This is a genomic window from Streptomyces sp. WMMC940, from assembly GCF_027460265.1.
Classification (GTDB): domain Bacteria; phylum Actinomycetota; class Actinomycetes; order Streptomycetales; family Streptomycetaceae; genus Streptomyces.
In genome coordinates this window covers 2731020-2752502 of sequence record NZ_JAPZBC010000001.1, presented here as the reverse complement: position 1 = coordinate 2752502, position 21483 = coordinate 2731020, and the positions used below count along the sequence as shown (strand labels likewise).

The window sequence follows — 21483 nt, the reverse complement described above, 5'->3', positions numbered from 1 at the left end:
GCTGGTTGAAGTGGCTCTGGTTGGCTCGACCAGCCGGACCGTCGGGGTGTCTGGCCGTGGTGGGCCGTGGTGCTCGGCTCGTTTGAGGGCCCAGTTGGACATTTTGCGTTTGATCACGCGGGGGTTGGAGCGTAACCGCCGTGCGGGCAGCAGCCGTTCGGTGATCTCACGCAGGCTCTGGGCGGTGGACCAGGCCAGTCGCGAGGGGGGAAAGCGCCGCCTGCCCGGTCACGTGGCGGCGGACGACGCGAAGGGTGCGGGTGAAGGAGATCCGGTCGGGATCGTGCCCGGCCTTGAGAGCGGCCTGGTGCATCAGGTCGTGCAGCGCGTGATGGACCAGCAGGAACGCGAAGATCTCCTGTTCGACGCCGCGTGGGTACCGGGAACGCAGCACCATCCCCGGGACGCCCTGGTGGTTCTTGATCTCGTCCAGGGTGTTCTCGATCTCCCACCGCTGGGCATAGAGGGCGGCAAGCTCCTCGGCCGGTGCCTGGGCGGGGTCGAGGAGGGTGGTGATCAGCCGGTAGACGGTGCCGTCACCACCGCGTGGGCCGAGGGTGTACTCGATCACCCGCACCCGCTCGGGGTCCGCGCGCCGATAGTGGTCCCGCTTGGCAACGATCTCCGACAGGTAGGACCCGTCGGGGAGGGCTTCGAGGACCGGCAGCACCACGACGCTGCGGACCCTCCACAGTAGGTCCGCACCGCCCGCCTTCGCAGCACGCCACAGGTCGAGACCGCAAAAGCCCCGGTCGGCGAGCACCAGCATGCCCTTCGTCAGCACGGGAAACAGCCGCTGAGCCAGGACGCTCTCGTGGACCTTGAGCGGTCCGACCTCGGCCGCGAACACGGCATGAGTGCCGCACTCGGCCAGGGCCGCCACCCTCACCTGCGGATACGCACTGCGGCCCTGCCCGCGACTGGTACCGGGGCGCCCGAAGAACTGGGCATTCGCCGCGGTGTCCGGAACGTCGAAGACCGTGCCGTCCACCGCGACCAGCCGCCACCGCCGGTACCAGGCACCCTGCGTTCGCGCAACCGCCACCGGCCGGCACACCCGCGTGAACAGGGCCCGCAACGGCTCCGGACCAAGCCGCAGACGAGCCCGGCCGATCGCCGCCGTCGTGGGCACCCGCCAGGTCTTCACCCACCGGCCTTCGCGCTCCAGCCCCTGGACCAGAAGCCGGGCCACTTCTTCATAGCCCTGCCCGAAAAACAGACACATCGCCAGGACGAAGTAGACCACCACCCGTGCCGGCAGCAGCCGCGTCCGCTGTTCGACCCTGCCGCACTCGGCGACCACCTCGTCGACCAGTTCCGGCGGAAACGCCCGCGTCAGCACCCCCAACGCGATCCGATCCGAGAACCGATCAACCCCCGACGACTTCACCTGACCCGGTCTTGGCACAACCCACCCAACGACCAGAAACCACCAAAGTCACCGGTATTGTAGCCTCGATCTTTCGTGATGGGTCGCCGACGGAGTCGGGGGCCCATTTCGTTGTCGGTGGCTGAGGCCGGGCAGGTTCAGGGCCCGGGTGTCGTCTCGGGTGGACGCCGGGTTCCACTCCTCCGGGCTGGCACGTTCTCTTGTAGGGACGGGTGAGTCCGCTGGTCAGCCAGGGTTTGGCAGGGGTGCGAGCCGTTCGAGGGCGTCTGTGATCTCGCGGGTCCAGGGCCAATGGCGTGCGAGGCGGAGGATGCGGCGCCGACCGGTGGTGACGAGCTGGCCGGCCGCGGAGAACAGGCGCAACCGCAGGCGGCGGGGTTCCCAGAGCCGGGTCTTGCCGGTCAGGGCGAGCATGGGCATCCAGGCCAGCAGGTCGAGGGCGATCTGGACGATCTCCAGCCAGACCTTGTTCTGGGCGGTGTCGTGCAGGGGCAGGTTGCGCAGACCGGTCGCACGCGCGGCCCGGATGCGGTCCTCCGCGCGGGCTCGCAGCCGGTGGCGGAGTTCGAGTCCGGCGATCGGCCGGTTGAGGGTGTTGGTGGCGAAGCAGGTGATCCGCATGCCGTCCGCGTCCGTGATCCTCAACTGGGCTCCGGGATGGGGCCGTTCCTTGCGGACGATCAGCCGCATGCCCTTGGGCCAGCCGTCGAGCAGGTCGCCGGTGAGTTCGGCGACCCAGGCCCCGTCACGGACCTCACCGTCCGACTCGATTGCGGGTGTCCAGGCCGATGCGGGGATCTTCAGAACGTGCTCGTGGATGGCCTCGGTGATCACCATGCCGACCGAGTAGGACAGCCAGCGTCCGCGCTGGGCGAGCCAGGCCACGAACTCGTGGGTGCCGCCCGCGGAATCACAGCGGATCAGCGTCCGCCGTCCCCGCCGGTACTTCTTGGGCAGTTGAGCCAGGGCGAGGCGAGCGGCGCTGATGTGGTCGGCGGCCGTGTTCGAGCCCGCGTTGCCGGGCCGAAGGAGGGCTGCGACAGGTTCGCCGGTTCCTCCCGGGCCGTGGTCGACGAAGCCCATGAGCGGGTGGTGGCCGTAGGTCTTCTTCCAAGTCGGGGCCGCGTCCTGCTTGTCCGAGTGCGCGACGACCAGGACCCCGTCCAGGTCCACGGTCACCTGAGCGTCGGCGTCCGGAGCACGGTCGTCGGCCAGTCCCCAGACCCGCCTGCGTACTTCGGAACGTGCGGTGCGGATCGCGGTCAGCGCCTTCTCGCTGGAGGCAGCGAGGGTGTCGATCAGCCGGGAGACCGTCGGATCGGAGGCGACCGGCCCGAACACGGCCGGCTCGCACCGCAGCATCGCGATGTCGGCGAGGCAGTCCCCGCCGAGCGCGACCGCCAGCGCAAGGTCCACGAGCATCTTGCCGGGGTCGTGGACGGCTCGCGGTCTCCGCCACGGGGTCAGGGCTGTGGATATCGCCTGGTCAAGGCCGATCTTGCGGACCGTTTCGACCAGCAGGACCGAACCGGCCTGCGAGACCACGGCCCGGCCGTCATCCCGGACAAGGACGTGGGGATAGGACCCGATAGGCTGCTTCACCTGGAAAGTGCCTCCGACAGGGGCGGGAACAAGGACCTCAGCAATCCTCATTCTCGCTGGTCAGAGGCACTTTCTGCTTGCCTGATCACCTGTCGGACAGTCCGCTTCATGAAAGCGCGAGGCTAGGACATTGGCCGGGATCCGGCCAGCTGGCTGTGCCGCTTGGAGGCTCGGCCCACCATTCCGTCCACGATCTCGATGCCGGCACACTGCTCCTCGGACCAGAGCCGTACTGCTCCGCGCTGATCGGCGTGTGCCTCCACTCGGGCGCCACCATCTCGGCGGCCATGGCGTACCTCCTTCGAGGAGCCTCGACGGGTCCAGCGCTGCTGGGTCCAGCCTCCTGTCCGCTGATGTCGGGACGCTCGATGCGCAAGGGTGCCAGGACGTCTCGACGCCTACCGGTTCTGCCTGCCCCGGCCACCGGTGGAGGCGGCCGCGTCGCCGAAGCCGGTGCCCACCTTCTCGTGCGCGAGCTCCCCCAGCCGTGCGAAAGGTCGGCGCAGGCAGGCCCGTGCGGGCTTCGCCGACCCGGCCGGGCACTGTGAGAGGCTGGATCCCATGAACCGGTTGGCTGGTGTGACCTCGCCTTATCTGCTTCAGCACGCGGACAATCCGGTCGACTGGTGGCCCTGGACGCCGGAGGCCTTCGAGGAAGCGCGACGACGCGACGTACCCGTGCTGCTGTCAGTCGGCTACTCCGCATGCCACTGGTGCCACGTCATGGCCCACGAGTCCTTCGAGGACGACGACACCGCGGCGTATCTGAACGAGCACTTCGTGTCCGTCAAGGTCGACCGCGAGGAGCGTCCCGATGTGGACGCCGTGTACATGGAGGCCGTGCAGGCGGCCACGGGTCAGGGCGGCTGGCCCATGACGGTGTTCCTCACGCCCGGGGCGCAGCCCTTCTACTTCGGCACCTACTTCCCGCCCGCCCCGCGGCACGGGATGCCGTCGTTCCGCCAGGTCCTGGAGGGCGTCACCGCCGCCTGGGCGGACCGGCGCGGCGAGGTCGACGAGGTGGCTGGGAAGATCGTCCGCGATCTGGCGGGACGGGCCCTGGCGTACGGGGGCCAGGGAACCCCGGGGGAGGAGGAGCTCGCCCAGGCGCTGCTCGGCCTCACCCGGGAGTACGACCCGGCGCACGGCGGCTTCGGCGGGGCGCCCAAGTTCCCGCCGTCGATGGTCCTGGAGTTCCTGCTGCGGCACTACGCGCGCACGGGCGCGGAGGGCGCGCTGCAGATGGCCGCCGACACCTGCGAGGCGATGGCCCGCGGCGGGATCTACGACCAGCTCGGCGGGGGCTTCGCCCGGTACTCGGTGGATCGCGAGTGGGTGACTCCCCACTTCGAGAAGATGCTCTACGACAACGCCCTGCTCTGCCGGGTGTACGCACATCTGTGGCGGGTCACCGGCAGCGACCTGGCCCGCCGGGTCGCCCTGGAGACCGCCGACTTCATGGTGCGGGAACTAAGGACGCCGGAAGGCGGCCTTGCCTCCGCCCTCGACGCCGACAGCGCTCTTCCCGACGGTTCCGGTGAGCACGCCGAGGGCGCGTACTACGTCTGGACGCCCGGCGGACTGAGGGACGTGCTGGGCGAGGACGACGCGGAGTTCGCCATGCGGTACTTCGGCGTGACCGAGGAGGGCACCTTCGAGCACGGCTCCTCGGTGCTCCGGCTTCCGCAGGACGCGGGCGTCGCCGACTCCGGGAGGGTCGCGTCCGTGCGGGAGCGGCTGCTGGCGGCGCGTGATCAGCGGCCGAGGCCGGGCCGCGACGACAAGGTCGTCGCCGCGTGGAACGGTCTCGCGATCGCCGCACTGGCGGAAGCCGGCGGTTACTTCGACCGGCCGGACCTCGTCGAGCGTGCCACGGAGGCCGCCGATCTGCTCGTCCGGCTCCACTTGGACGACGGTGCGCGACTGACCCGTACCTCCAGGGACGGCCGTGCGGGTGCCAACGCCGGGGTGCTGGAGGACTACGCCGATGTCGCCGAGGGCTTCCTGGCCCTCGCCTCCGTCAGCGGCGAGGGGGCGTGGCTGGAGTTCGCGGGCCTCCTGCTGGACGGAGTCCTGGAGCGGTTCACGGGCCCCGGGGGGCAGTTGTACGACACGGCCCGCGACGCCGAGCGGCTGATCCGACGGCCCCAGGACCCCACGGACAACGCCGCTCCCTCCGGCTGGACGGCCGCGGCCGGCGCGCTGCTCTCCTACGCCGCGCACACCGGCTCGGAGGCCCACCGCAGCGAGGCGGAGAGGGCGTTGGGAGTGGTGAAGGCGCTCGGCCCGCGCGCCCCCCGGTTCATCGGGTGGGGGCTCGCCGCCGCGGAGGCGCTGCTCGACGGTCCGCGGGAGGTGGCGGTCGTCGGAGCGCCCGGTGACACCGGGATGCGGAGTCTGCACCGGGCCGCGCTGCTGGGGACGGCGCCGGGCGCCGTGGTCGCCGCCGGTGGGCCGGGCGGTGATGAGTTCCCGCTGCTCGCGGACCGCCCGCTGGTCGACGGGAAGCCGGCGGCCTATGTCTGCCGGCGTTTCGTCTGTGCCGCACCGGTCACCGAAGTGGAGGCGCTACGGCGGGAGTTGGCGCCCCGGGGGTGACCGCCGGCGAGCGATTTCGGTGACCTGCCCGAAACGCGCCATTCATCAAAACAGGCGTACGACAGTCACACAATCCTCCTATTCTCTTCACCGCTGACACAGCAGCTGCGTATGCGGCGGGTCCGCGCTGCGGTCCCGCCGCGCCGCGCAGGGGGGTTCAGGGGCAGGAGCGCGGCGGGCGAGGGGGCCTGCCGTGGCGGTCGCCCCTGTCGTTGGGGGGCCAATTGCTCACGTCCTTGTTCATCGGCGCCGTCTCCTTGGCGCTCTTCTGGATGGCGGCGTTCACGCTCTGGTGGCAGATGCACGCCTGGCGCACACCGGAGACGCTCGCGTCGACACGCTTCGAGAGCCCGGCGGGCACGGGGGGACTGTCGTTCTCCCTGCTGCTGCCCGCCCGGCACGAACAGCTGGTGCTGGAACACACCATCAGCAGGCTGCTGCAGTCCAGCCACCGCGACTTCGAGATCATCGTCATCGTCGGGCACGACGACCCGGAGACCACGGAGGTCGCCGCGCGGGCCGCTTCCCGCGATCCCGACCGGGTACGGGTCGTCGTCGACACCCATGAGACCAAGAACAAACCGAAGGCGCTGAACACGGCCCTCCCGCACTGCCGCGGGGACGTCGTCGGGGTCTTCGACGCCGAGGACCAGGTCCACCCGGAGCTCCTCGCGCACGTCGACCACGCCTTCACCGCCACCGGCGCCGACGTCGTCCAGGGCGGCGTCCAGCTGATCAACTTCCACTCCTCGTGGTACGCGCTGCGCAACTGCCTGGAGTACTTCTTCTGGTTCCGTTCCCGTCTCCACCTCCATGCCGCCAAGGGCTTCATCCCGCTCGGCGGCAACACCGTCTTCGTCCGCACCGACGTGCTGCGCGAGGCCGGCGGCTGGGACCAGAACTGCCTGGCCGAGGACTGCGACCTCGGCGTGCGCCTGTCCAGCCGCGGCAAGAAGGTCGTCGTCGCGTACGACGCCGACATGGTCACCCGAGAGGAGACCCCCGGCACGCTGATGTCGCTGCTGAAGCAGCGCACCCGCTGGAACCAGGGCTTCCTTCAGGTCTACCGGAAGAAGGACTGGCGGCAACTGCCCGCGCTGGGGCAGCGCATGCTCGCCCGCTACACGCTGATGACGCCGTTCATGCAGGCGTTCACGGGCGTGGTCATCCCCGTCAACGCCGCCGCCGCACTCCTCCTCGACGTGCCCGTCGGCGTCGCCTTCCTCACGTTCCTGCCGCTGGTCACGGCGATGGTGACCTTCGTCTTCGAGATCGTCGGACTGCACGACTTCGGAACCCAGTACGGGCTGCGGGTCCGTTTCCCGCACTACCTCAAGCTCATCGGCGGCGGCCCCTTCTACCAGGTGCTCCTCGCGGGCGCGGCCGTGCGGGCCGTGTGGCGCGAGCAGCGCGGCCGCAACGAGTGGGAGCTGACCAGCCATGTCGGCGCGCACCTCACCCGAGAGGACGTCCCCGCGTGACCTCCACCCTCACGGCGGCGCCACCGGTGGCGGCCGCCCGCTCCGCCCATCCCGCAAGACGGCTCACCGTCCGGCCCGTCGTCCGCTTCCGGTCCTCCCGGCCGGACCTGCTCCTGTGCGGTGCGCTGCTGACCGCGATCCTCCTGGTGCAGGGCTGGAACATCCAGCACTTCCCGACCCTCAGTGACGACGAGGGCACCTACCTCGCCCAGGCGTGGGCGGTCCAGCAGGGCGAGGGCCTGGCCCACTACACGTACTGGTACGACCATCCGCCGCTCGGCTGGATCCAGCTCGCCGGTCTGACCTGGATCCCCTCGCTCATCGCGCCGGACGCGATGACGGTGGCCACGATGCGCGGGGCGATGCTGCTGATCAGCGCGGCGAGCGCGGTCCTGCTCTACGTCCTGGCGCGCCGGCTCTGGCTGCCGCGCTGGGCGGCGGGGCTCGCGATGGCCCTGTTCGGACTGTCGCCGCTGTCCGTGGTCCTGCAGCGGGAGATCTTCCTCGACAACCTCGCCGTGATGTGGATGCTGCTGGCGTTCTGCCTCGCGGCCTCGCCCAGCCGGCATCTGTGGCACCACTTCGGGGCAGGGCTCGCCGCCGCCACCGGGGTGCTCACCAAGGAGACGATGCTGGTCGTCCTTCCCGCGCTGCTGGTGACGATGTGGCGCTTCAGCCACCGCGACACCCGTAAGTTCGCGGTCACGGGCGCCGTCACCGCCTGCGCCCTGATCGGTTTCTCCTACCCGCTGTTCGCGCTCCTCAAGGGCGAACTCCTGCCGGGCGAGGGCCATGTGTCGCTGTGGGAGGGCATCACCTACCAGATGAGCCGGCCCGGCTCGGGGTTCATCCTCAGTGAGGGGACCGGATCGAACGGCGTGCTCCGGTCCTGGCTCTACTACGACCGGGTGCTGCCGCTGGGCGGGCTCGCCGGGGCCGCGCTGCTGCTCCTGACACTGCGCTGGTCGGTGACCGCGCGGGCGCTCGCCGGGCCCGCGCTGGCCGTGGCCGTCCTTGCGGCCGTCGCGATGCGCCCGTCGGGCTATCTGCCCGCGATGTACGTCATCCAGGCGCTGCCGTTCCTGGCACTGGTGCTGGCCGGCGGGGCGGCGAGCGTCGGGCACGCGGTGCTGAGCCGGTGGCGGCGCCCCGGAGAAGAACGGCCGCTCATGCTCGCCCGCCGGTCCGCGGCCGCCGTGCTCGCCCTCGCCGCGGCCGTGTACGTGGTGCCGCGCTGGTACGACGGCGACCGCACCGCGATGACGGCCGACGCCAACGGCCCGTACCGGGCCGCCGCGCGGTGGCTGAGCACCGAGGTCGACGAACCCGCCCGTACCCGGGTGCTCGTCGACGACGCCCTCTGGCTCGACCTGGTGCACGCCGGGTACCAGCCGGGGCTCGGGGCCATCTGGTTCTACAAGGCCGACCTCGACCCGGCGGTGACGAAGACCATGCCGCGCGGCTGGCGGGACCTGGACTACGTGGTCGCCTCGCCGACGGTCCGCCGCGACGCGCGCGATCTGCCCAATGTGCGGGCCGCGCTGGAGCACTCCACGCCCGTCGCCGTCTTCGGCGAGGGCGAGGACCGTATCGAGATCCGAGAAATCGGGGGAGCTGACCACACGTGACGAGCCATCACACACCTCCGGCCGACGGACTGGGGTGCAGTCCGGGAGCGTTCGAGGGCACGCTCGGCGAGACCGCGGGGGTCGCCGAACCGGCGGCCGTCACCGTGGTGATCCCGACCTTCAACGAGTCGGCCAACGTACGCGAACTGCTGCACCGGCTCACCGACTCCGTGCCGGCGCGGCTCCCCTGCGAGGTCGTGTTCGTCGACGACTCCTCCGACGACACCCCGGCGGTGATCGCCGAGGCCGCGCAGGACTGCCCCTTCCCCGTCACGGTCATCCACCGGGACTCGCCCGACGGCGGACTCGGCGGCGCGGTCGTCGAGGGGATGAAGGCCGCGGGGTCGGACTGGATCGTGGTCATGGACGCCGACCTCCAGCATCCGCCGTCACTGGTCCCCGATCTCGTCGCCACCGGCGAGAAGGAGTCCGCCGACCTCGTCGTCGCCAGCCGCTATCTGCCCGGCGGCAGCCGCGCCGGGCTCGCGGGCGGCTACCGGGTGGCCGTCTCCCGCGGCGCGACCTGGCTCGCGAAGGGGCTCTTCCCGCGCGTCCTGCGCGGCATCAGCGACCCGATGAGCGGCTTCTTCGCCATCCGCCGGTCCACGGTGAGCGCCGAGGCGCTGAAGCCGCTCGGCTACAAGATCCTGCTGGAACTGGCCGTGCGCTGCCGGCCGGGCGGAGTCGCCGAGGTGCCGTTCGTCTTCCAGGACCGGTTCGCGGGCGAGTCCAAGTCGACGGCCAGGGAAGGCGTGCGCTTCCTGCGCCATCTGGTCGGGCTGCGCACCGCCTCCCCGCTCGCCCGGATGGCCGCCTTCGGGCTCATCGGGCTCACCGGCTTCGTCCCCAACCTGCTGGCGCTGCACGCGCTGGTGACCGCCGGTCTGCACTATCTGCCCGCCGAGATCCTCGCCAACCAGTTCGGCGTGCTGTGGAACTTCCTCCTCATCGAGGTGCTGCTGTTCCGGGACCGGCGCCACCACCGCCACTGGGCGGACCGCGTGGGCCGGTTCGCGCTGCTCGCCAACGCGGACCTGGTGCTGCGCATCCCACTGATCGCCCTGCTCGTCGGGCAGTTCCACCTGGCCGTGCTGCCCGCCACCACGCTCGCGCTGCTCACGACGTTCGTCCTGCGCTTCGCCGGGACCGAGGCGCTCGTCTACCTGCCGCGCGGAGGCCGCTCCGCAAGGAGCCGTACCGGCACAGCAAGGAGCACCAGTTGAAGCCACCCGGACGCACCCGCAGACCCACCACCGGACGCACCCGCAGACCCACCGGACGCACCCGCAGATCCACCGGACGCACCCGCAGGACGACCGCGCTGCTCGCCGTCGCCGCCATGACCTCCGGCCTGCTGCTCGCCGCGCAGCAGCCGGCCACCGCGGGGCCCAACCTCGTCAGGAACCCCGGATTCGAGACCCCCGGCAGCGGAGACATGCCCTTCTGCTGGGCCAAGTCCGGCTGGGGGGACAACGACTTCACCTTCACCACCACCGCTGACGCGCACACCGGCTCCGCGGCGATGAAGGTCGAGCTGACCCGCCGGCTGGACGGCGACCGCAAGGCCCTGATCACGGAGTCCGCCGACTGCGCCCCGCACGTCGTCCCGGAGCGCCAGTACGACCTGTCCTTCTGGTACAAGTCGACGACCCCGGACACCGCCCTCACCCTCTTCCGCCACGACACCACCGCGGGCTGGCAGTACTGGACCGATCTGCGCACCCTCCCCATGGAGGGGGACTGGACCCGCAGCGAGGTCCGCACCCCGGCCATCCCGCCGGGCACGGACCAGATCACCTGGGGCGTCTCCGTCTTCGGCACCGGCAGCGTCACGACCGACGACTACGCGATGGAGGAGGTCGCGCCGCCGACGCCCGACCCGATGTGCACGGCCACGGCCGAGGAGTGCGCCAAGGGCCGGTGGGACGTCATGCCGACGAAGAACCCGGTGCGCTCGATGCACTCGGTGGTGCTGCACGGGGGTACCTCCCAGGACGGAGGCCCTGGGGGAGGAAAAGTGCTCCTGATCGCCGGCTCCGGGAACGACCCGGGGATGTTCGAGGCGGGGACGTTCACCTCCGCCGTGTACGACCCGGTGGCCGGGACGTACAAGAACATCCCGACGCCCGCGGACATGTTCTGCGCCGGGCACGTCCAACTGTCCGACGGCCGGGTGCTGGTGATGAGCGGCAACAAGGGCTATCCGTCGGCCGACGGCACGATCGGCTACCAGGGCCTGAAGGACTCGTACGTCTTCGACCCGGAGACCGAGACGTACACGCGGACCAACGACATGAACGGGGGCCACTGGTACCCGTCGGCGACGATCCTCGGCAACGGTGACGTCATCTCCTTCGGCGGGCTGAAGGAGGACTCGACGGGCAATGTGACGGCGGAGAAGTTCTCGGCCGCCGAGAACAGGTGGCTGCCGCTCCACCAGGTCAACCAGACCTGGTCGTTCTGGGGCCTGTACCCGTCGATGATCCTGATGCAGGACGGCCGCCTCTTCTACTCCGGCAGCCATGTCTTCGGCAACGGCACCCCCGGCACCGGCGCCTCGATCTACGACTACGACGCCAACACCATCACCGACGTGCCGGGCCTGCGGAACAAGGACCAGCGCGACGAGAGCGCGAGCGTGCTGCTGCCCCCGGCGCAGGACCAGCGGGTCCTCACCATCGGCGGCGGCAACAACGAGACCAACCCGGCCGCCAACCGGCTCACCGACATCATCGACCTCAAGCAGCCGAACCCGCAGTACACGGCCGGTCCGCCGCTGCCGCAGGGCCTCGTCGACCAGGGCCAGGGCAAGCGTCCGCAGACCGGTGACGAGGGCAAGATGTTCGTCTCCGCGGTGCTGCTGCCCGACGGCAAGGTGCTGGAGACCGGCGGCGGGCTGCACGACCGGGCGGACCCGGTGTACGAGGCGTCGTTCTTCGACCCGGTGACCGACACCTACGAGGAGGGCCTCGCGGCCGACCCGATCCCGCGCACGTACCACTCGTCGGCGTTCCTGCTGCCCGACGGCCGGGTCATGGCCGTCGGGGACAACCCCGGCAACGGCACCTACAACCACAACGTGTCGATCTACACCCCGCCGTACCTGCTGAAGGGCCCGCGCCCGCGCATCACTTCGGTGATCGACGGCGAGTGGCAGTACGGCGACACCCAGCGGATCACCGTGGACCGGCCGATCGCCAAGGCGGAGCTGATCCGCCCCGCAGCGGTCACCCACTCCTCGGACCCCAACCAGCGGTTCGTGGACCTTCCGATGAGCGTGGTGGACGACCGGACGATCGACCTGAACGTCACCAGCAACCCCAACCTCGCCCCGCCCGGCTGGTACATGCTCTTCGGCGTGGACGCGGCCGGGATCCCGTCGGTGGCCGAGTGGGTGCACCTGGGTGCCCCGCCCGCGGCGGCGCGGGCCGCGGAGGACGCCCCGTCGGCGCACGTCCACGACTTCGCCGGGGATCTCGCCAAGTCCCCCAAGAAGAACGGCAAGAAGCGCGCCTCGGCCCCGGTCGGCCCGAGGATCGCGGGCTGCGACCGGCACTACGGCCCGGCCGACGTCTGTGTGCCGCTCGCCTTCCCTGCGCCGGTGAAGGCGACGACCAGGTCCCGCTGCGACTGGCTCACGGCGCACGGCTACGCCCGGCTGAAGGTCAACGGCAAGGACGATCCGCTCCGGCTCGACCCGGACCGGGACGGCCGGACCTGCGGGAAGGGGGACCTGAGGCGGTAGCCGGTCCTCCCGCGCCCGGGGGACGGCCCGTCCCCCGGGCGCGGGAGGGCACCGTCCAGGGGCGCGGCCGGGTCGTCCCGCCGGCCGCGCTCCGCCCGGTCGAGCGCGGCCTCGAGCAGGGCGGCCGTCACTGTCGGGCACCGGCCCCGCCGAGGACGGTCCGAGGGCCCCTCGGCCTCGCTCAGGCGTGCTGGTAGGCGACCAGGGAGATCCCCACGTAGTGGACGACGAAGGCGGCCAGGGTGAAGGAGTGGAAGACCTCGTGGAAGCCGAACCAGCGCGGTGACGGATTCGGCCGCTTCATCCCGTAGATGACCCCGCCGGCGCTGTACAGCAGCCCGCCGACGATCACGAGCACGAGGACGGCGATGCCGCCCTTGCGCATGAAGTCGGGCAGGAAGAAGACCGCGGCCCAGCCCATCGCGATGTAGCAGGGCGTGTAGAGCCACCGCGGCGCGCCGACCCAGAACACCCGGAAGGCGATTCCGGCAACCGCTGCCGCCCAGACCGCCCACAACAGCACCCGCCCGGTGGAGTCCGGCAGGAGCAGCAGCGTCAGCGGGGTATACGTACCGGCGATGATCAGGAAGATGTTCGCGTGGTCGAGCCGGCGGAGGACGGCCGTCGCGCGGGGCCCCCAGGTGCCCCGGTGGTAGAGCGCGCTCACACCGAAGAGCAGACAGGCGGTGAGTACGTAGATGCCGCAGGCGATCCTGCCGCGGGTCGAGTCCGCGAGTGCCGTCAGCACGATCCCCGCGATCAGTACGGCGGGAAACATCCCCGCGTGCAGCCAGCCCCGCAACCGCGGCTTCACCGGCGGTGGATCGATCTCGTTCACGGCGGGCGGGGCTGCAGTCATGGCGGCATGCTACCTACGGGGCCGTAGGTGACGGACCCCGAGTGGTAATGCTCACGTGAGAGGTCCTCTGGACATATGGGCACCGGACACGGATGATCAGATGAGTGCGGTCGGCACCGGATGAGCAGCTACGAAGCATCCGGGTCGCAGCCCCCACGGGGCAACAACCTCAAACCCCTCTTTTAGGAGCAATCGTGGCGCGCGACATCGCGGCTCCCAGCAACGCACCCACCAATCACCAGGAACTGATCGCCTGGGTCGACGAGATCGCAGCTCTGACGCAGCCGGACAGGGTGGTCTGGTGCGACGGGTCCGAGGCCGAGTACGACCGCCTGGCCGAGGAACTGGTCGCCAAGGGCACGTTCCGCAAGCTGGACCCGATCAAGCGCCCGAACTCCTACTACGCCGCCTCCGATCCCACCGACGTGGCGCGCGTCGAGGACCGCACCTTCATCTGCTCCGAGAAGGAGGAGGACGCCGGCCCGACGAACCACTGGAAGGCCCCCGCCGAGATGCGGGACGTCTTCACCGGTGAGAAGGGAATCTTCCGCGGCTCGATGAAGGGCCGGACGATGTACGTCGTCCCCTTCTGCATGGGCCCCCTCGGTTCGCCGCTCTCCGCGCTGGGCGTCGAGATCACCGACTCCGCCTACGTCGCCGTCGCCATGCGCACCATGACCCGGATGGGCCAGGCCGTCCTCGACGAGCTGGGCACCGACGGCTTCTTCGTGAAGGCCGTCCACACCCTCGGCGCGCCGCTGGAGCCCGGCCAGGAGGACGTGCCGTGGCCGTGCAACTCCACGAAGTACATCTCGCACTTCCCCGAGACCCGTGAGATCTGGTCCTACGGCTCCGGCTACGGCGGCAACGCCCTCCTCGGCAAGAAGTGCTACGCCCTGCGCATCGCGTCCGTCATGGCCCGCGACGAGGGCTGGCTCGCCGAGCACATGCTCATCCTCAAGCTGACCCCGCCGCAGGGCGAGTCGAAGTACGTGGCCGCCGCCTTCCCGTCGGCCTGCGGCAAGACGAACCTGGCCATGCTGGAGCCCACGATCTCCGGCTGGACCGTCGAGACCATCGGCGACGACATCGCCTGGATGCGGTTCGGCGAGGACGGCCGCCTCTACGCGATCAACCCCGAGGCCGGCTTCTTCGGCGTCGCGCCCGGCACCGGCGAGCACACCAACGCCAACGCCATGAAGACCCTGTGGGGCAACGCGGTCTTCACCAACGTCGCGCTCACCGACGACAACGACATCTGGTGGGAGGGCATGACGGAGGACACTCCGGCCCACCTGACCGACTGGAAGGGCAACGACTGGACGCCGGAGTCCGGGGTCCCGGCCGCACACCCGAACGCCCGCTTCACCGTCCCCGCCGCGCAGTGCCCGATCATCGCGCCGGAGTGGGAGGACCCGAAGGGCGTGCCGATCTCGGCGATCCTCTTCGGCGGCCGTCGCGCCTCCGCGGTCCCGCTGGTGACGGAGTCGTTCGACTGGCAGCACGGTGTCTTCCTGGGTGCGAACGTCGCCTCCGAGAAGACCGCCGCCGCCGAGGGCAAGGTCGGCGAGCTGCGCCGCGACCCGTTCGCGATGCTGCCCTTCTGCGGTTACAACATGGGCGACTACATGGCCCACTGGATCAAGGTCGGGCAGGCCGCCTCGGCACGGGGCGACCAGTCCAAGCTCCCGAAGATCTACTACGTGAACTGGTTCCGCAAGAACGACGCCGGCAAGTTCGTGTGGCCGGGCTTCGGTGAGAACAGCCGCGTTCTGAAGTGGATCGTGGAGCGCCTGGAGGGCAGGGCCGAGGGCGTCGAGACCGCGATCGGCATCCTCCCCACCCGGGAGTCCCTGGACACCGACGGCCTGGAGCTGGCCGACGAGGACCTGGACTTCCTGCTCAAGGTCGACGCGGACGTCTGGCGCGAGGAGGCCGCGCTGGTCCCCGAGCACCTCAACACCTTCGGTGACCACACCCCGAAGGAGCTGTGGGACGAGTACCGCGCGCTGGTGGCCCGACTGGGCTGAACCCCCACTCGGAGCTGAGACCGGGGCCCGCACCGTACAAAGGCGTACGGAGCGGGCCCCGGCCTTTGGCGCGCGGCGTTCGACCGTGCCGGTGAACTCGGCTCTCCCACCAAGGCCCGCTCCCGCAAGCCGTCGTCTGGCGGAAGCCGTCCGGGCCCGCGGCCGGTAGTCGTCGTCTGGCGGAAGGCGTCCGCGGCCGGTAGTCGTCGTCTGGCCGAAGCCGTCCGCTGCCGCAAGCCCTCCGGTGCCGGCAGCCGTCGTCGGTCGGCGGCCAGTACGTGGCGCCCGGTCCGCGCGTCTCGTGGCACGCGGACCGGGGCCGTCAGGGGGCGCCGACCAGCCGCGTGTCGCGCAGGGCGGCGGTGTGCGCGTCCATCCGCTCGGCGGCGAGGATCGCGGCGGCGGTGTCGGCGCGCGAGGCGGCGACCACCAGGGCGCGCCCGGCGAGGGCCAGGGCGCGGCGGTGCAGGGCGGCCGGGTCGGCGCCGGTGAGTCCGGCATGGCGGACGGGCGGTGCCCCGCGCAGCCGGCCGACCTGCTCGGCGATGCGGTCGGCCTCGGTGCCGAGGCCGAGTTCGTCGGTGACGGCGAGGAGCGCGGCGAGATGACCGGCGAGCTGGATGTCCAGCTCCTCCTCACGGGTCCGGTGGGGGAAGTCGGACTCGCCGGCCATCGAGTGCACCGACTTGGAGCGGATCGGTTCGTACATGGGGACGGCCTCCTGCAGTAGCTCTGGAGCCATCCTAGCTTGGATTGCGTCTAAAGTTGAGTGGCGTCCGGAAACTGGAGGTTCCGGTCCGTTCACGCTCCGGAGGTCCCCTTCGTCAGGGCTGGCTGTAGCCGTCCAGGAAGTTCCCGATCCGGGTGACCGCGTCCGCCAGGTCCGTCGCGTTCGGCAGGGTGACGATCCGGAAGTGGTCCGGCTCGTGCCAGTTGAAGCCCGTCCCGTGGACGACCATGATCTTCTCGGCCCGGAGCAGGTCCAGCACCATCTGCCGGTCGTCCTTGATCTTGTAGACCTGTGGGTCGAGCCTCGGGAACAGGTAGAGCGCGCCCTTGGGCTTCACGCACGTCACGCCCGGGATCTGGGTCAGCAGGTCGTACGCCGCGTCGCGCTGCTCCAGCAGTCGCCCGCCCGGCAGCACCAGGTCCTCGATCGACTGCCGTCCCTGGAGGGCGGCGGCCACCGCGTGCTGGGCGGGCATGTTGGCGCACAGCCGCATGTTCGCCAGGATCGTCAGGCCCTCGATGTACGAGGCGGCGTGCGCCTTGGGGCCGCAGACCGCGAGCCAGCCGCTGCGGTAGCCCGCGACCCGGTAGTTCTTCGACATGCCGTTGAAGGTGAGGACCAGCAGGTCCGGCGCGATCGCGGCCGTCGGGGTGTGCGTGGCGCCGTCGTAGAGGATCTTGTCGTAGATCTCGTCCGAGCACACCACCAGCTTGTGCCGGCGGGCGATGTCCGCGAGCCGGCGCAGCATCTCGTCGTCGTAGACGGCGCCGGTGGGGTTGTTCGGATTGATGATCACGATCGCCTTGGTGCGGTCGGTGATCTTCCGCTCGATGTCCGCGAGGTCCGGCATCCAGTCGGACTGCTCGTCGCACCGGTAGTGCACGGCCGTCCCGCCGGAGAGCGACACGGCGGCCGTCCAGAGTGGATAGTCCGGCGCCGGGACCAGGACCTCGTCCCCGTCGTCGAGCAGGGCCTGCATCGACATCTGGATCAGCTCGGAGACGCCGTTGCCGAGGTAGATGTCCTCGACGGAGAGCTGGATGCCCTTGGTCTCGTAGTGGCTCATGATCGCGCGGCGCGCGCTCAGCAGGCCCTTCGCGTCGCCGTAGCCGTGGGCGTCCCCCACGTTCCGCAGTATGTCCTCGAGGATCGCCGGCGGGCACTCGAACCCGAAGGCGGCGGGGTTCCCCGTGTTCAGCTTGAGGATGCGGTGCCCGGCCGCCTCCAGTCGCATCGCCTCCTCGAGCACCGGGCCGCGGATCTCGTAACAGACGTTGGCGAGCTTGGTCGACTGGATCACCTGCATGACGCGAGCTTACGGGCCCGCCGCGGGACGCGCTCCGTGTTTTGGGACACCCTCGGGTTCGGCGGGGGCGGCTCCGGCCGGGGCCGCCCGTCGGAAGACCGGTGCAGGCTCCCCCTCGAATAGCTCACACGTTCGGTTTCCTGGGTACGCTGGAAGCATGCCGTCAGTCCATCTCCAGGGTTCGCTCTTCGACCAGACCGACGAGATCCGCCTCGGCCCGCTGACGGACGTCCGCCGCACGGTGCTCGGCCAGGGCGCCTGGCTCGACGTCCTGCCCGGCTGGCTGAGCGGCGCCGACGCGCTGTTCCGGGAACTGGCGGACGGCGTCCCCTGGCGTGCGGAGCGGCGGCAGATGTACGAGCGGGAGGTCGACGTGCCCCGGCTGCTCGCGTACTACCGCGAGGGCGAGACGCTGCCGCACCCCGTCCTGGCCGAGGCGCGCGACGCGCTCACCGCCCACTACGCCGCCGAACTCGGCGAGCCCTTCGTGACGGCCGGGCTCTGCTACTACCGCGACGGCCACGACAGCGTCGCCTGGCACGGCGACCGCATCGGCCGGGGCTCCCGGGAGGACACGCTGGTCGCCATCCTCTCCGTCGGCACCCCGCGCGACCTGGCGCTCCGGCCCAGGAGCGGCCACGGCACAGCGGTCCGCAAGGCCCTCGGCCACGGCGACCTCGTCGTCATGGGCGGCTCCTGCCAGCGGACGTGGGAGCACGCGGTGGCCAAGACCAGCCGGGCCGTGGGGGCCAGGATCAGCATCCAGTTCCGGCCGCGCGGGGTGAACTGAGCGGCCGGGCCGTCGTAGCCCCGCGCGGCGCGTCCATCTCCCGTGTCCTGGCCGGGCCCGGTGGCATGGTGCCCGTGCCCGTGCCCGTGCCCGTGGCCGTTGCCGCTCGCCGGGTGCGCCACGCACCAGGGGTCGGTCACTCGCGTCGAGCGACCGGTCCCTGGTACGTCCCCGCCCGAGGTCTACCCGTCGTCCGGCGGAAGCTCCCGGGACGCCGACAGACGGACGTGTCCGGAATTCGCGGGAGCGGGACAGCCGACCGGGCCGGCGGGTAGACCTCGGGCGGCCGGTGTCACCCGCCCCCGGTGGGCCGCAGCCGGCAGCGCGCCGGGCCCTTGGCGCGCAGGGTGATGGCCGCGTCGACCGGGACCCGTTCGTCCACCGCCTCCAGTTCGTACCCGCGCAGGATCATGGCCAGCGCGAGCACGGACTCCAGCATCGAGAAGTGCTGGCCGATGCAGGCGCGCGGCCCGCCGCCGAACGGGAACCAGGCGTAGCGCGGACGGTCCTTCTCCGCGCCCGGGGCGAACCGTTCCGGGTCGAAGCGGTCCGGGTCCTCCCAGTAGCGGGGGTGCCGGTGCGTCACCCACGGCGCCACGACCACGTCCGCACCGGCCGGGATCGTGTGCCCGCCGACGACCGCGTCGGCGACCGCGCGGCGGCCGATGACCGGAGCGGCCGGGTAGAGCCGCATCGCCTCCTTCAGCACCTGCGTGAGGTACGGCAGCGCGTCGAGGTCGTACGCCTCGGGCCTGCGGTCTCCCAGGATGCGCACGGCCTCCGCACGTGCCCGGGACTGCTGCTCCGGGTGCCGGGCGAGCAGATGGAGCGCGAACGCCAGCGAGGTGGCCGTCGTCTCGTGCCCCGCGAGCAGGAAGATCAGCACCTGGTCCCGGATCTCGGAAGCGTCCAGGGCCCCGTCCTCGGAGCTCTCCGCCCGGGCGAGCAGGGTCAGCAGGTCGTCGCCCTTCGCCGCGTCCCCCTCCGCGCGGCGCTCCTCGATGATCCGGTCGCACACCCCGTACAGCTCTTCCGTGGCGGACGCGGCCCGGCGGTTGTCCGGAGTGGGCCAGCTGCGAGGCGGGTTGACGGGGGAGTACCCGCGCCGGAGCGTGTAGTCGCCGATGACCGGGAAGCAGCGTTCGACGACCGGGACCGCCGCCTCGACGTCCGTGCCGAACAGGATGCGCGCCACCGCCCGCAGCGCCAGCCCCGTCATCTCGTCGACGACGTCCACCGTGCCGCCCGGGGCCGTGGCCCAGCGGTCGAGCAGACCGGCGGTCTCCTCGGTGACGGCGGAGGCGTAGCCGTCCACGCGGCGGCGGGTGAAAAGCGGCTGCATCAGCCGCCGCTGCCGCAGGTAGTCCTCGTCCTGGCTGGTCAGCAGCCCGTTGCCGAAGGACTCCCGGACCTCCTGGTAGAAGGCGTTGTCCTTGCGGAAGTTGGCCGAGTCGGTCGCCAGCACCTGCTGGGCGCCCTCCGCCGAGAACACCGCGTACAGCTCCATCCGCAGCCCCGGGGGCCCGGCGGTGAAGCGGACGACGTCGCCGTGCGCCCGGCGGGCGGCGAGGTACGTGCCGAGGGAGTCCCGCTTGAGGTCGAACATCGACCCCAGCAGGGGAAGACCGGCGGGGCCGGGCACGCGCGCGCTCGTCGTCATGCGGAGACACCGCCGAGGAAGCGGGTCCACGCGGCACCGGCGACGGCGAAGCGCGGGCCGTCCTCGCCGAGCTTGGAGTCGCGGACGTGGACGGTGTGGGGGCAGGCGGCCATCTCGACGCAGTCGCCGCCCTGGCTGTCGCTGTGGCTGGACTTGCGCCATTCCAGGGCGACTTCGACGCAGTCGCCGCCCTCGCTGTCGCTGTAGCTGGACTTGAACCACGTGAGTATGTCGCTCATAGCTCCTCCGCCACTTGCCTGATGAAGTCCGCCGACTCCCCGCTGCCGAGGGCCTGCATCCGGATCATTCCATGCGCCTCGGTCAGCGCACTGACGGTGCCGGGATCCGAGTGGAGCGCGCCGGTCTCCGGTGCCTCGACATAGGCGTAGCGGTCGTGCTCGGCGGTCTCCAGCAGGACCATCGAGCCGTTGAGCGCCAGGCCGTTGCATCTGCCGCGGGGCAGGACCTGCACCGACACGTTGCGCGGTTCGCCCGCCTCCAGGATGTGCTCCAGTTGCCCCTTCATCGCCTTCTCACCTCCGACCATCGTCCGCAGGCTCGCCTCGTTGAGCACGAAACCGAAGACCGTGCCGGACCTCCGCGTCAGCGCCTCCTGGCGCTGCAGTCGTGCGCGCACCCGCTCCTCGACCGTCTCGTCGTCCAGCGGCGGATGGCTCTCGCGGATCAACGCCCGCGCGTACTCCTCGGTCTGAAGCAGCCCCGGGATAAGGAGGGCGTCGTAAGCGTGTCTGGAGACCGCCTCCGCCTCGATGGCCATGAACTCCTTGGCCCGCGCCGGAAAGGGCTCCGGCTTCAGGAACTCCAGCGCCGCCAGCAGCTTCCCCTGCGCCCCGCACATCTGGTCCGCGACCTGGAGCAGCCTGGCGCTCGGCTTGCGGCGCCCCTGCTCCATGGACTTCACCGTCTCGTACTCGTAGTTGGCCTCCTTGCCGAGCTCCTCGCGGCTGACGCCCGCCTCCGTCCGCCACAGTTTGATCTGGTTGCCGCAGTACCGCCAGGTCTCCGTCATGGTCGCCCTCCCCGTCCCGGGTGTACGCGTCGGGTACAACCACCGTGCGTACTCATGTCGTTACTTCATCAGGCCGGGGCGGCGCCAGCAGCGTATGAGCCATGAATCAGCACATCGAGTGGCGGCTGCCCCGCAGCCCGCGCAGCGCGGGCCGGGCCCGCGCGTTCCTGGCCGAGCAGTCGCGGGAGTGGAAGCTCCCCGACGACCTGACCGAGACGGCCGTGCTGCTGCTCAGTGAGCTGGTGACCAACGCCTGCCGGCACGCCCGCGTCCCGCCGGGCCGTGAGGTGCGGGCGCGGTGCGTGCTGGGCGGCGACGGCGTGCTGCGGGTCGAGGTGTCGGACGCGAACGATGTGCTGCCGTGCCCGCGTGCCGCCGGGCCGGACGACGAGTCGGGGCGCGGACTCGCTCTGGTCGCCGCGCTCGCGGACGTCTGGGGTGCCCACCCGAGGGAGTGCGGCATCGGGAAGACGGTGTGGTTCGAGATCGGCGACGGCGTGCGGGCGCGTTCCGGGTGTGCTGATCTGGAGGGAGTGGACGACGCGCGTCACGACCCGGGCCCGCCTCTCGGCGGGCCCTGGCCCGCCGCCACGGTTCCCGCAGCCGTGGACGACGGGCCGTGACAAGGAGGAGC

At 71.0% G+C, this 21483-nt stretch carries 17 protein-coding genes and 1 pseudogene; 8 read left to right on the top strand and 10 right to left on the bottom strand.

The window, feature by feature from the left end; all coding sequences use genetic code 11:
* Positions 1-166 precede the first annotated feature (166 nt).
* From O7595_RS11940 to O7595_RS11925, 4 genes and pseudogenes are all read right to left on the bottom strand, one after another.
* Positions 167-1408 (bottom strand): IS4 family transposase, encoded by a 1242-nt coding sequence (locus tag O7595_RS11940; protein ID WP_269727137.1) that lies wholly within the window; start codon positions 1406-1408, stop codon positions 167-169.
* A 207-nt stretch (positions 1409-1615) separates the two neighbouring features.
* The gene (locus O7595_RS11935) at positions 1616-2992 is read right to left on the bottom strand and encodes an IS1380 family transposase (RefSeq protein ID WP_269728701.1); all 1377 of its coding nucleotides are present in this window, start codon (positions 2990-2992) and stop codon (positions 1616-1618) included.
* A gap of 143 nt (positions 2993-3135) precedes the next feature.
* Positions 3136-3281: pseudogene (locus tag O7595_RS11930) on the bottom strand (Uma2 family endonuclease); the annotation flags it as partial.
* A 109-nt stretch (positions 3282-3390) separates the two neighbouring features.
* On the bottom strand, positions 3391-3555 hold the full coding sequence (locus tag O7595_RS11925; protein WP_269728700.1) for a hypothetical protein: 165 nt from the start codon (positions 3553-3555) through the stop codon (positions 3391-3393).
* On the opposite strand from O7595_RS11925, the gene O7595_RS11920 reads away from it, so the two are divergent.
* The 5 genes from O7595_RS11920 (at position 3554) to O7595_RS11900 (ending at position 12444) form a co-directional block, all read left to right on the top strand.
* Positions 3554-5590, top strand: a complete 2037-nt coding sequence (locus O7595_RS11920; protein WP_269728699.1) for a thioredoxin domain-containing protein — start codon at positions 3554-3556, stop codon at positions 5588-5590. The genes O7595_RS11925 and O7595_RS11920 overlap by 2 nt on opposite strands.
* A gap of 224 nt (positions 5591-5814) precedes the next feature.
* The gene (locus O7595_RS11915) at positions 5815-7071 is read left to right on the top strand and encodes a glycosyltransferase (RefSeq protein ID WP_269728698.1); all 1257 of its coding nucleotides are present in this window, start codon (positions 5815-5817) and stop codon (positions 7069-7071) included.
* Positions 7068-8699: an ArnT family glycosyltransferase gene (locus O7595_RS11910; RefSeq protein ID WP_269728697.1), complete on the top strand. Its 1632-nt coding sequence runs from the start codon at positions 7068-7070 to the stop codon at positions 8697-8699. Before O7595_RS11915 ends, O7595_RS11910 begins: the two co-directional genes overlap by 4 nt.
* Positions 8696-9922, top strand: a complete 1227-nt coding sequence (locus tag O7595_RS11905; protein WP_443071603.1) for a glycosyltransferase — start codon at positions 8696-8698, stop codon at positions 9920-9922. Before O7595_RS11910 ends, O7595_RS11905 begins: the two co-directional genes overlap by 4 nt.
* Positions 9923-10038: 116 nt before the next feature.
* Positions 10039-12444 (top strand): galactose oxidase early set domain-containing protein, encoded by a 2406-nt coding sequence (locus tag O7595_RS11900; RefSeq protein ID WP_269732457.1) that lies wholly within the window; start codon positions 10039-10041, stop codon positions 12442-12444.
* A gap of 181 nt (positions 12445-12625) precedes the next feature.
* Here the strand turns inward: O7595_RS11900 and trhA are convergent, their stop codons facing one another.
* Complete coding sequence (gene trhA / locus O7595_RS11895) at positions 12626-13303, bottom strand: PAQR family membrane homeostasis protein TrhA (protein ID WP_269728696.1); 678 nt, start codon at positions 13301-13303, stop codon at positions 12626-12628.
* A 194-nt stretch (positions 13304-13497) separates the two neighbouring features.
* Between trhA and O7595_RS11890 the strand changes: the two genes are divergently transcribed.
* Positions 13498-15333 carry a phosphoenolpyruvate carboxykinase (GTP) gene (locus O7595_RS11890; RefSeq protein ID WP_269728695.1) on the top strand — a complete coding sequence of 612 codons (1836 nt, stop codon included), beginning with the start codon at positions 13498-13500 and terminating at the stop codon, positions 15331-15333.
* A gap of 322 nt (positions 15334-15655) precedes the next feature.
* Here the strand turns inward: O7595_RS11890 and O7595_RS11885 are convergent, their stop codons facing one another.
* Complete coding sequence (locus tag O7595_RS11885) at positions 15656-16042, bottom strand: SCO4983 family protein (RefSeq protein ID WP_269728694.1); 387 nt, start codon at positions 16040-16042, stop codon at positions 15656-15658.
* A gap of 115 nt (positions 16043-16157) precedes the next feature.
* A complete protein-coding gene (locus O7595_RS11880) occupies positions 16158-17369 on the bottom strand; it encodes a pyridoxal phosphate-dependent aminotransferase (protein WP_269728693.1) in 1212 nt (403 codons plus the stop codon).
* A 157-nt stretch (positions 17370-17526) separates the two neighbouring features.
* Here O7595_RS11880 and O7595_RS11875 point away from each other — a divergent pair, with 157 nt between their 5' ends.
* Positions 17527-18159, top strand: a complete 633-nt coding sequence (locus O7595_RS11875) for an alpha-ketoglutarate-dependent dioxygenase AlkB (protein WP_269728692.1) — start codon at positions 17527-17529, stop codon at positions 18157-18159.
* 292 nt (positions 18160-18451) lie between these two features.
* Here O7595_RS11875 and O7595_RS11870 read toward each other — a convergent pair whose 3' ends face one another.
* Genes O7595_RS11870 through O7595_RS11860 form a run of 3 tightly spaced genes read right to left on the bottom strand, consistent with a single transcriptional unit; the run spans position 18452 to position 20849 of the window.
* A complete protein-coding gene (locus tag O7595_RS11870; protein ID WP_269728691.1) occupies positions 18452-19819 on the bottom strand; it encodes a cytochrome P450 in 1368 nt (455 codons plus the stop codon).
* Positions 19816-20058: a DUF397 domain-containing protein gene (locus O7595_RS11865; protein ID WP_269728690.1), complete on the bottom strand. Its 243-nt coding sequence runs from the start codon at positions 20056-20058 to the stop codon at positions 19816-19818. The genes O7595_RS11870 and O7595_RS11865 overlap by 4 nt, the downstream gene beginning before the upstream one ends.
* Positions 20055-20849 (bottom strand): helix-turn-helix domain-containing protein, encoded by a 795-nt coding sequence (locus O7595_RS11860; RefSeq protein WP_269728689.1) that lies wholly within the window; start codon positions 20847-20849, stop codon positions 20055-20057. Before O7595_RS11860 ends, O7595_RS11865 begins: the two co-directional genes overlap by 4 nt.
* 101 nt (positions 20850-20950) lie before the next feature.
* Here O7595_RS11860 and O7595_RS11855 point away from each other — a divergent pair, with 101 nt between their 5' ends.
* Positions 20951-21472: an ATP-binding protein gene (locus O7595_RS11855; RefSeq protein WP_269728688.1), complete on the top strand. Its 522-nt coding sequence runs from the start codon at positions 20951-20953 to the stop codon at positions 21470-21472.
* Positions 21473-21483: the final 11 nt, after the last annotated feature.

Bases quoted from the DNA above. Each gene is read 5' to 3' on its own strand.
- O7595_RS11920 (WP_269728699.1), top strand. From the start codon at position 3,554: ATGAACCGGTTGGCTGGTGTGACCTCGCCTTATCTGCTTCAGCACGCG.
- O7595_RS11925 (WP_269728700.1), bottom strand. From the start codon at position 3,555: ATGGGATCCAGCCTCTCACAGTGCCCGGCCGGGTCGGCGAAGCCCGCA.
- O7595_RS11900 (WP_269732457.1), top strand. From the start codon at position 10,039: ATGACCTCCGGCCTGCTGCTCGCCGCGCAGCAGCCGGCCACCGCGGGG.
- trhA (WP_269728696.1), bottom strand. From the start codon at position 13,303: ATGACTGCAGCCCCGCCCGCCGTGAACGAGATCGATCCACCGCCGGTG.
- O7595_RS11885 (WP_269728694.1), bottom strand. From the start codon at position 16,042: ATGTACGAACCGATCCGCTCCAAGTCGGTGCACTCGATGGCCGGCGAG.
- O7595_RS11880 (WP_269728693.1), bottom strand. From the start codon at position 17,369: ATGCAGGTGATCCAGTCGACCAAGCTCGCCAACGTCTGTTACGAGATC.
- O7595_RS11875 (WP_269728692.1), top strand. From the start codon at position 17,527: ATGCCGTCAGTCCATCTCCAGGGTTCGCTCTTCGACCAGACCGACGAG.
- O7595_RS11870 (WP_269728691.1), bottom strand. From the start codon at position 19,819: ATGACGACGAGCGCGCGCGTGCCCGGCCCCGCCGGTCTTCCCCTGCTG.
- O7595_RS11865 (WP_269728690.1), bottom strand. From the start codon at position 20,058: ATGAGCGACATACTCACGTGGTTCAAGTCCAGCTACAGCGACAGCGAG.
- O7595_RS11860 (WP_269728689.1), bottom strand. From the start codon at position 20,849: ATGACGGAGACCTGGCGGTACTGCGGCAACCAGATCAAACTGTGGCGG.
- O7595_RS11855 (WP_269728688.1), top strand. From the start codon at position 20,951: ATGAATCAGCACATCGAGTGGCGGCTGCCCCGCAGCCCGCGCAGCGCG.